General features: G+C 68.2%; 11 protein-coding genes. 3 read left to right on the plus strand and 8 right to left on the minus strand.

Annotated features, from left to right (window positions below):
• From Q0Q02_RS21720 to Q0Q02_RS21740, 5 genes are all read right to left on the minus strand, one after another.
• On the minus strand, nt 1–787 hold a 787-nt coding region (locus Q0Q02_RS21720), incomplete at its 3' end, for an energy transducer TonB (protein ID WP_293812645.1).
• On the minus strand, nt 784–1233 hold the full coding sequence (gene exbD / locus Q0Q02_RS21725) for a TonB system transport protein ExbD (protein ID WP_293812647.1): 450 nt from the start codon (nt 1231–1233) through the stop codon (nt 784–786). The genes exbD and Q0Q02_RS21720, both read right to left, overlap by 4 nt.
• Before the next feature lie 3 nt (nt 1234–1236).
• The gene (exbB, locus tag Q0Q02_RS21730; RefSeq protein WP_293812649.1) at nt 1237–2250 is read right to left on the minus strand and encodes a tonB-system energizer ExbB; all 1014 of its coding nucleotides are present in this window, start codon (nt 2248–2250) and stop codon (nt 1237–1239) included.
• A 315-nt stretch (nt 2251–2565) separates the two neighbouring features.
• A complete protein-coding gene (locus Q0Q02_RS21735; protein WP_061967973.1) occupies nt 2566–2916 on the minus strand; it encodes a winged helix-turn-helix domain-containing protein in 351 nt (116 codons plus the stop codon).
• A 7-nt stretch (nt 2917–2923) separates the two neighbouring features.
• On the minus strand, nt 2924–3442 hold the full coding sequence (locus tag Q0Q02_RS21740; protein ID WP_293812651.1) for a GAF domain-containing protein: 519 nt from the start codon (nt 3440–3442) through the stop codon (nt 2924–2926).
• Between the two features lie 122 nt (nt 3443–3564).
• Here Q0Q02_RS21740 and Q0Q02_RS21745 point away from each other — a divergent pair, with 122 nt between their 5' ends.
• Together Q0Q02_RS21745 and Q0Q02_RS21750 are read left to right on the plus strand one after the other, a co-directional pair.
• Nucleotides 3565–3990 carry an NUDIX domain-containing protein gene (locus tag Q0Q02_RS21745; protein ID WP_293812653.1) on the plus strand — a complete coding sequence of 142 codons (426 nt, stop codon included), beginning with the start codon at nt 3565–3567 and terminating at the stop codon, nt 3988–3990.
• Nucleotides 3987–4778: a class I SAM-dependent methyltransferase gene (locus tag Q0Q02_RS21750; protein WP_293812655.1), complete on the plus strand. Its 792-nt coding sequence runs from the start codon at nt 3987–3989 to the stop codon at nt 4776–4778. Before Q0Q02_RS21745 ends, Q0Q02_RS21750 begins: the two co-directional genes overlap by 4 nt.
• Nucleotides 4779–5121: 343 nt before the next feature.
• Here Q0Q02_RS21750 and ssb read toward each other — a convergent pair whose 3' ends face one another.
• The gene (ssb, locus tag Q0Q02_RS21755) at nt 5122–5673 is read right to left on the minus strand and encodes a single-stranded DNA-binding protein (protein ID WP_293812656.1); all 552 of its coding nucleotides are present in this window, start codon (nt 5671–5673) and stop codon (nt 5122–5124) included.
• Between the two features lie 255 nt (nt 5674–5928).
• Here ssb and Q0Q02_RS21760 point away from each other — a divergent pair, with 255 nt between their 5' ends.
• On the plus strand, nt 5929–6441 hold the full coding sequence (locus Q0Q02_RS21760) for a cupin domain-containing protein (RefSeq protein WP_293812657.1): 513 nt from the start codon (nt 5929–5931) through the stop codon (nt 6439–6441).
• Between the two features lie 19 nt (nt 6442–6460).
• Here Q0Q02_RS21760 and Q0Q02_RS21765 read toward each other — a convergent pair whose 3' ends face one another.
• Together Q0Q02_RS21765 and Q0Q02_RS21770 are read right to left on the minus strand one after the other, a co-directional pair.
• Entirely contained in the window at nt 6461–7303 is an 843-nt protein-coding gene (locus Q0Q02_RS21765; protein ID WP_293812659.1) for a proline/glycine betaine ABC transporter permease, read from the minus strand.
• A gap of 11 nt (nt 7304–7314) precedes the next feature.
• Nucleotides 7315–8157, minus strand: an 843-nt coding sequence (locus tag Q0Q02_RS21770; RefSeq protein WP_293812661.1) for an ABC transporter substrate-binding protein, incomplete at its 5' end; no start/stop codon positions are given.

The raw sequence follows: 8157 nt of genomic DNA on the forward strand, positions 1-8157 counted from the left end.
TGGCGCGGCGGATCATCGAGACCGCCTCCTCGTCCAGCGCCACATCGCCCGAGCCGCGCACGAGCCGGGCCGAGAGCACGCGGCCGCCCCGGTCGATGCTGAACGCGACCTGGACGGTGCCGGGGTTGGCACCGCCCGGGAAGCGCTTGTAGCGGTTGAGATGCGCCATCAGTGACCCGCGCCAGCTCGCGGTCACGGCCGGAGACGGCGACGAGGCGCCGGAATTGGGGGCCGCGGCACGCGGAGCAGCCTGATCCTGCGCCATCGGCGCCGTGGTCTGCTCGGCCTTCGGCTTGTCCGGCCGGATCGGCTTCTTCTCGACGACCTTCGGTTTCGGCTTCGGCTTGGGCTTCACCTCAGGCGGAGGTGGCTTCGGAGCCTCCTTCGGCGGCGGCGTCAGGACGGCGGCAGCATCCGGCAGCGGCGGCAATTCGGGAATCTTGATCTCCGGCTCCGGTATCGCAACGGGCTGCGGTTCCGGTGGTGGCAGCTCGATCTCCTTCGGCTGCTCGACCGGCTCTGGCGGCGGCGGTTCGGGCTTGGGCTGCGCCTCGGCCATCTCCGGGCCCGGTGCGACGTCCTGCTGAGGCGCCTCGGGCGCGACGGCGAGCGGCGCGAGTTCGATCATCACGGCCGCGGGGGGCGCCCCCATCGCCGCTTCGGCACGCTGCCAGTTGGCGATGACCCAGCCGGCCGTGCCATGGGCGCTCGCGACCACGAGCGCGGCGAGGCTCCAGCGCAGGGCCGCCGGCGCGAAACGGGAGAGAGACGGGCGCTCGATGCTCATGGCTTCGGCCCAGCGACGGCGCCCTGCCCGGTATCCTCGAGCCCGACCAGCGCGATCTTGAAATAACCGGCATTGCGCAGCAGGTTCATCACGTTCATCAGCTCGCTATAGGCGACGCTGCCATCGGCCCGCAGGAAGACCCGCTGCTCGCGATCGCGATTCGTCTTCTGGTCGAGCGTCGCCTGCAGCGCCTCGCGCGGCACGGGATCGTTGCCGAGCGCGAGCGAGAGATCGCCCTTCACGGTCAGGAACATCGGCGTATCCGGCCGCGGCTGCGGCTGCGCATTCGAGACCGGCAGGTCGACCGCGACATCGACGGTGGAGAGCGGCGCCGCCACCATGAAGATGATCAGCAGGACGAGAATGACGTCGATGAAGGGCGTCACGTTGATGTCGCTGACCTCGCCGAGGTCGCCATCCTGCGGATCCTTGAGGGAAACGCCCATGGTTCACTCCGCCGGAACGAGCGGTGCGGATGCCATGGCCGCGCCCGATGCCGAGGACACCGCGCGCGGGGCCGGCGCGACGGCGCGCTGGCGGCGCTCCAGGTCGCGCGAGAGATGGCGCAGGATCTCGCCGGAGGCATCGGAGAGCGTGGCGCGGTAGCCGGTAATCGCGCGGGCGAAGACATTGTAGATGATGACGGCCGGAATGGCGGCGACGAGACCGATCGCAGTCGCCAGCAGCGCCTCGGCGATGCCTGGCGCGACGACGGCGAGATTGGTGGTCTTGGCCTGGCTGATGCCGATGAAGGAATTCATGATGCCCCAGACCGTGCCGAATAGGCCGACGAAGGGCGCGGTCGAGCCGATCGTGGCGAGCAGGCCGGTGCCGCGCGCCATCGCGCGGCCGGCGCGCGCCTCGATCCGCGACAGGGCGATGGCGACCCGCTCCTTGGTGCCGTCTTCGCCGAGATCGGCGGAGCGGCGCGTCTCGGACAAGGCGGCGGAGAGCAACTGGCCGACGGCGCCGCGCAGCTTGCCGCTCTTGCCGGCGGCCGCGCCGGCCGCTGCACTCAGATTGTCGGCCGCCTCGATACGACGCAGAGCCTGCCCGGCGGAGCGCTTGGCCGTCGCGAGTTCCATCGCCTTGGCGAGCCAGATCGTCCAGGTCACCAGCGAGGCGAAGGCAAGGCCGAGCATAACGCCCTTCACGACGATGTCGGCGGCCATGAACATGCCCCAGGGCGACAGATCATGCGGCAAGGTCGCTGTCATCGCCGGAACGGCAACCGACGTCGCCGGTTCGCTCACCGTCAACGGCGGATGCGCGGTGCTCGGCGGGCTGATGCCGAGCTGCGGCAGAGCGGGCGGCAGCGGATTGGTCGGCGTCGCCGGCTGGACCTGCGCAACGGGAGGAGCCTGATTGGCAGGCACCGGAACGGGCTGGGCGGGGACCTGAGCCTGGGCGGCCACCGCGGACAGGGCCGCGACCACGAGAGCCAGACGAAACGCACGCATCATCACCAAATCCAGCCTTCTCTGGAGGAGCATCGCGGCGGCCTTTCGCTGGTTCCGCAGCCTTGGCGCCAATCGCCGGAGCGTTGGCTGCTTCCTCATTGGAATCATTACAAAAAAAGACTTGCAGCGGTGTTGCTGCATATGCGATACGCCTGTTCGAAACGGGCGGGCATGTCAAGGAAAAGCGGCTCGTTGGCCGTGGCCCCGAATGGGTCCCCGCTACGTGAAATCGGGCCTGCCCGCGCTGCCGGACGGCCCTCACATATCCGCTATTCGATGAATGCAGGGCGCCTCGGTTGCGCCGCGTTCGACCGCCCGTCAGCCGCGCTCGGGCCGGTCGATTTCGGCTTGGAGCGCTGCGAGATGGGTGGCGGCAGCCTCGGTCGCCGCCTGCTCGACCGCGCGAAAGCGCAGGATCAGCGCTTCGCCGAGCGGGGTCAGTCGCGCTCCGCCGCCGTTGCGCCCGCCGACCTGGCGCTCGACCACCGGCTTGCCGAAGAGCACGTTCAGCTCCTCGACCAGTTCCCAGGCACGCCGGTAGGACATCTCCATCGCCCGGCCAGCGGCCGAGATCGAGCCATGCGTCGCGATATTCTCCAGCAGCGCGATCTTGCCGGGGCCGATCCTGCCCTCGGGATCGAGCTGGATCCGCAGGCTCAGCGAGGGCATCGCGACCTCAGGAGGCTCTGGCGAGGGCGGCCGGCGCGCCCTCCCCGCAGGCGGCTAGCCAGATCGCCGCGATGCGTTCGATGCCCGCCTGATCGTCGGCATCGAAACGCGCCGGCGACGGGCTGTCGAGATCGATCACGCCGATCACGCCGTCGCGGCCGATCAGCGGCACCACCAGTTCGGAGCGCGAGGCCGCATCGCAGGCGATGTGGCCGGGAAAGGCATGGACATCCTCGACCAGTATCGATTTCCCCTGCGCCACGGCCGCGCCGCAGACGCCCTTGCCGACGGGAATGCGGACGCAGGCCGGCTTGCCCTGGAACGGGCCGAGCACGAGCTCGCCTGATCGCATGATGTAGAAGCCGGCCCAGTTCAGGTCCGGCATCATCTGGAACAGCAGGGCGGAGGTATTGGCGGCATTGGCGATCGGGTCGCTCTCGCCGGCCAGCAGGGCTTCGAGTTGCGCCGCGAGCTCGCGGTAGAATTCCTGCTTGTTGCCGCTGTCGATGCTGCGTGCCTCGAACATGATCCTGATGCCTCGCTTGCATGCGCTCTCGAAATCCAGCGCCGGTTCCTACCACCATCGACCCGTCCGCGCCATGCGGATCGTGGCAATCCTCGCCCGCGCCAGCCTGAGGGGAATCGGTCTTGAACGAGGATGCCCGGCAAATCCGCATCGCAGCCGCCCTTCTGACCGACGCGCGCCAGCGCCTGCTGCTCGTCCGCAAGTCCGGTACCGCCTGGTTCATGCAGCCGGGCGGCAAGATCGAACCCGGTGAACAACCCTTCGAAGCGCTTGCCCGCGAGCTCCGGGAAGAGCTGGGGCTGACGGCTTCGCTGGAGGCCACGCGCTATTGCGGACGCTTCTCCGCTCCGGCCGCCAACGAGCCGGGCTTCATCGTCGAGGCCGAGCTTTTCGCCCTGCCTCTCGACGGTGAGGCCCGACCGGCAGCGGAAATCGCCGAGATCGCCTGGCTCGAGCCCGGCACGGCTTCCGCGCTTCCCCTCGCCCCGCTGACACGCGACCACGCCCTGCCGCTCTGGCTGTTCATGCTGACGGAGACATCTCGATGAACGACCTGCCCCCAAGCCTGCGCCGGGCCGATGGCAGCGCCGGCGATGCCGATTACGGCCGCATCGGGCAGGGTTATGCCTCCTATCGCCAGCCCGAGCCCGCCATCGCCGCGCTGATCGAGACGGCGCTCGGCCCGGCTCGCCGTATCCTCAATGTCGGTGCCGGTGCCGGTTCCTATGAGCCGCGCGGCCGCGACATGACGGCGGTCGAACCCTCCGCCTCGATGCGGGCACAGCGCCCGGTCGAGATCGTCGCGGCGATCGACGCGACGGCCGAGGCCCTGCCCTTTCCAGACGGCCATTTCGACGCGAGCATGGCGACCTTCACCGTGCATCAATGGCAGAATCTCGATGCCGGCTTACGCGAAATGCGCCGTGTGACGCGCGGTCCGGTCGCGATCCTCTCCTGCGATCCGGAGCTGGTACAGGCCTTCTGGCTCAATCATTACGCGCCGGACGTACTCGCGACCGAAGCGCGGCGCTATCCCTCGCTCGGCCATATCGGTACGGTTCTGGGCGGCGATGTCGAAATCGTCGCAGTGCCGATCCCGCTCGCCTGCCGCGACGGCTTCAACGAGGCCTATTACGGCCGGCCGGAACTCTTCCTCGATCCGGGTGCGCGCTCCGCCTGCTCGGCCTGGAGCTTCGTTGGCGAGGCGCAGAACGCCGCTTCGATCGAGAAACTGCGCCAGGACCTGGAATGCGGCGCCTGGGACGATCGCCACGGATTCCTGCGCCATCAGCCGAGCTTCGACGGCTCGCTGCGCCTCGTCATCGCACGGCCCTGAGTTTGTCGATGTCGTGAGCAACCACACCGTCATCCCGGGCTTGCCCCGGGATCCATCGGAGGGCTCCGGAACTCTACGATGGATCCCGGAGCGGCGCTGCTACGCAGCTGGTCCGGGATGACGCAGCGTTTCCGTGAGAAGCGGCCGTACTCAGAGCCGACAGCAGAAGGGCCGGCTCTCAAGCGAGAACCGGCCCCCCAAATCATAGACAAAACCTCGCCATCCCGGACGCAGCGAAGCGGAGATCCGGGATCCATGCCTGAACCCCGATCGGCAGCGCCCCGGAATGGATCCCGGGTCAAGCCCGGGATGACGCAGCGTTTCCGAGAATAATCACCAAGCCCTAGAACGGGATGTCGTCGTCGAGATGGCTGGAGGACGAGCGCCCACCGCCGCCGCCACCCGACATGGCCGGCTGGCGCGAACCGCCGCCACCGCCCATCGCGCCGGAGCGGCCGAAGGAGCCGCCACCGCCGCCCGAACGGTCGTCCATGTAGCCGCCGCTGCTGCCGCCGCCCTCGCCATACTCGTCACCGCCGCCCTGACGGCTGTCGAGGATGGTGAGTTCGCCGCGGAAGCGCTGCAGCACGATCTCGGTGGTGTATTTCTCGACGCCGGACTGGTCCTGCCATTTCCGGGTCTGGAGCTGGCCCTCGATATAGACCTTCGAGCCCTTCTTCAGGTACTGCTCGGCCACCTTCGCCAGGTTTTCGTTGAAGATCACGACCGAGTGCCACTCGGTGCGTTCCTTGCGCTCGCCGCTCTGCTTGTCGCGCCAGGTCTCGGAGGTGGCGATCCGCAGATTGACGACAGGCTCGCCGCTGCCGAGGCGGCGCACCTCGGGGTCGCGCCCGAGATTGCCGACCAGAATGACCTTGTTGACGCTGCCAGCCATGGCGGCTTCCTTCCTGCGCACATCATCACAAACCGGCCGCTTGACCGGAGCCGGACCCTACGCGCCCGAGCCGCCACTATCAATCATGTTCCCGCTTTGTTCAAGAACCTTCAGGCGGGTTGTCCCCGGTTTTGTCAGCCACACCCGAGCACGCTGCGCACGGCACAGACGGCAGATCGATCAAATGCGAGAGATCGCGGGAAGCCGGGCTTTACCGCTAGGCCTTATGGGGATTCCAGCTGGAATGGAGGAACCATGGCTCTCAAGTTCATGATGGCCGCGGCTGCGGCGACGATGATGCGGCAAATCTCGGTGGTGGCGCCGGTCACGCCGACGCCGCTGGTGGCCCACAGGGTCGACGATCTCGAAATGGAGATGGAGCCCGCACCGATCGAGCCGTCCTGGATCATCGCCGGCCAGCCTGAGGCGCGCGTGGCCCTGCATTCGCGCAGCGGCGACGAGGGCGCCAGCACGGCGATCTGGGATTGCACGGCCGGGGAATTCCGCTGGTATTTCGACTGGGACGAGACCGTCGTCATCCTCGAGGGTGCGGTCCATGTCACGGCGCAGGACGGTTCCGAACGGCTGCTGCGCGCCGGCGATATCGGCACCTTCGCCGGAGGCACCTGGGCGACCTGGCGGATCGACACGTATGTCCGCAAGATCGCCTTCTGCCGCAAACGCTTCCCCGCTCCGGTGGCGATGGCCTATCGGCTGCGCAACCTGCTGCGCGGCGGCAGCACCTCATCCGGCGGCCTCGCGGCCTGAGCCGCACGCCGGCGATCGCTTAGTCGAAGGTGCGCCGACGGCCGAGCAGAGCCTGCGCCATGCGGTCCAACAGAATCGCCAATATGACGATCGCCAACCCGCCGACAAAGCCGAGGCCGGGGTCGGCGCGCTGCAGGCCGAGCAGCACGACCTCGCCCAGCCCCTTGGCGCCGATCATCGAAGCGACCACGACCATGGCGAGCGCCATCATGATCGCCTGGTTCAGCCCCTGCAGGATCACTGGCCGGGCGAGCGGCAATTCGATCAGCCAGAAGGCTTGGCGCGGCTGAAGGCCTAGCGCCCGCGAGGCCTCGACCAACCCGGCATCGACACCGCGCAGGCCGAGCTCGGTCAATCGCGCGAAGGGCGGCAGCGCATAGATCAGCGTCGCGACCAGCGCCGGCGCCCGCCCGAGCCCGAGCAGCATCGCGACCGGGATCAGGTAGACGAAGCTCGGGATCGTCTGCATCAGGTCGTAGAGCGGCGCGAGAGCCCTCCCCAATCGTGGCAGACGCGCCGCTGCGACGCCGAGCGGCAAGCCCAGCAGCACGACGAACACCACGGCGACCGCGACGAGCGCAAGCGACTGCATCGCCTCGGCCCAGACGCCCAGCCCCGCGAGAGCCAGCGGCAGGGCTGCCATCCCCAGCACAAAGCCGATGCGCCGCGTTGCGAGCCAGGCGCCCGCGGCGACGGCCAGGACGAAGGCCGGAACGGGAACGTGCTGAAGCGCCGTCTCGACTAGGCGCACCGGCGCCGTCAACACCGCACTGAAGCCGTCGAGCCTGTCGCCATAGCCGGTGACGAGCGCATCGACCGCCCGGTTGACGGCGCCCTGCAATGCCCTCCCGAGATCAGGCATCAAGTCGGTCGTCACAGGCTGGCAGCGACCTTGCTGGCGACATCCGCCGGCAACCACTTCTTCCAGACATCGCCTTGCGTCTTCAGGAAGACGAGGGCCTGCTGCTCGGGCGTGACGCCCTTCTCGCGGGCCTCGGCCAGCATCTTCGAGGTCATGTCGCTGGTCGTGCCGTAGTTCTTGAAGAAGCTCGCGAGCTGAGGCGCCTTCTTCGCCAGATCGACATTGGCGCCGATCACGACCTTGCTCGTCGGATAGGCGGTGGCGCGCTTGGGGTTGTCGCTCGCCTTGAGCTCGGCCCAGATTCCGGTGTCGAAGGGCGCCTCCTCCAGCTTGACGAGATCATAGGCGCCGAGCAGCCAGCTCGGCCCCCAATAATAGAACACGACCGGCCGCTTGCGCTTGAGCGCGGACTCGATGGCGGCGACCAGCGCCTCGCCCGAGCCGCCGCGTGTATTGGTGAAATCCTCGGCGAGCCCGTAGACCGCGAGCTTCTTGGTGTTGATGCCCTCGCAGACCCAGCCGGCGACGCAATTGTAGAAGCGTCCCTTCCCCGGCTCCTCCGGATCGGCGAACAAAGCCTTGTAGCGCTTGAGGTCTTGCGGCGTCTTCAGGTCCGGCGCCTTGGCGTCCGGCCCGGAGACGAGATAGCGCGGCACGAACCAGCCTTCGCTCGCATCCGGGAAGGTGGTGCCGAGCGGCTCGACCTTGCCGGCCTCGGCCGCCTTCACCCAGGCATCGACCGGATTGGCCATCCAGATTTCCATGACGATATCGACATCGCCGCGCGCCATGCCATTGACCAGCGGCGCGATCACGCCCGGAACGCGCTCGACCTTGCAGCCGAAGCCGCGCTC

It is taken from the genome of uncultured Allobosea sp. (assembly GCF_945956895.1).
In the GTDB taxonomy this organism is placed as follows: domain Bacteria; phylum Pseudomonadota; class Alphaproteobacteria; order Rhizobiales; family Beijerinckiaceae; genus Allobosea.

Excerpts from the sequence above, each read along its gene's own strand:
- exbD (WP_293812647.1), bottom strand. The coding sequence starts at position 1,233 with ATGGGCGTTTCCCTCAAGGATCCGCAGGATGGCGACCTCGGCGAGGTC.
- exbB (WP_293812649.1), bottom strand. The coding sequence starts at position 2,250 with ATGATGCGTGCGTTTCGTCTGGCTCTCGTGGTCGCGGCCCTGTCCGCG.
- Q0Q02_RS21735 (WP_061967973.1), bottom strand. The coding sequence starts at position 2,916 with ATGCCCTCGCTGAGCCTGCGGATCCAGCTCGATCCCGAGGGCAGGATC.
- Q0Q02_RS21740 (WP_293812651.1), bottom strand. The coding sequence starts at position 3,442 with ATGTTCGAGGCACGCAGCATCGACAGCGGCAACAAGCAGGAATTCTAC.
- Q0Q02_RS21750 (WP_293812655.1), top strand. The coding sequence starts at position 3,987 with ATGAACGACCTGCCCCCAAGCCTGCGCCGGGCCGATGGCAGCGCCGGC.
- ssb (WP_293812656.1), bottom strand. The coding sequence starts at position 5,673 with ATGGCTGGCAGCGTCAACAAGGTCATTCTGGTCGGCAATCTCGGGCGC.
- Q0Q02_RS21760 (WP_293812657.1), top strand. The coding sequence starts at position 5,929 with ATGGCTCTCAAGTTCATGATGGCCGCGGCTGCGGCGACGATGATGCGG.
- Q0Q02_RS21765 (WP_293812659.1), bottom strand. The coding sequence starts at position 7,303 with ATGCCTGATCTCGGGAGGGCATTGCAGGGCGCCGTCAACCGGGCGGTC.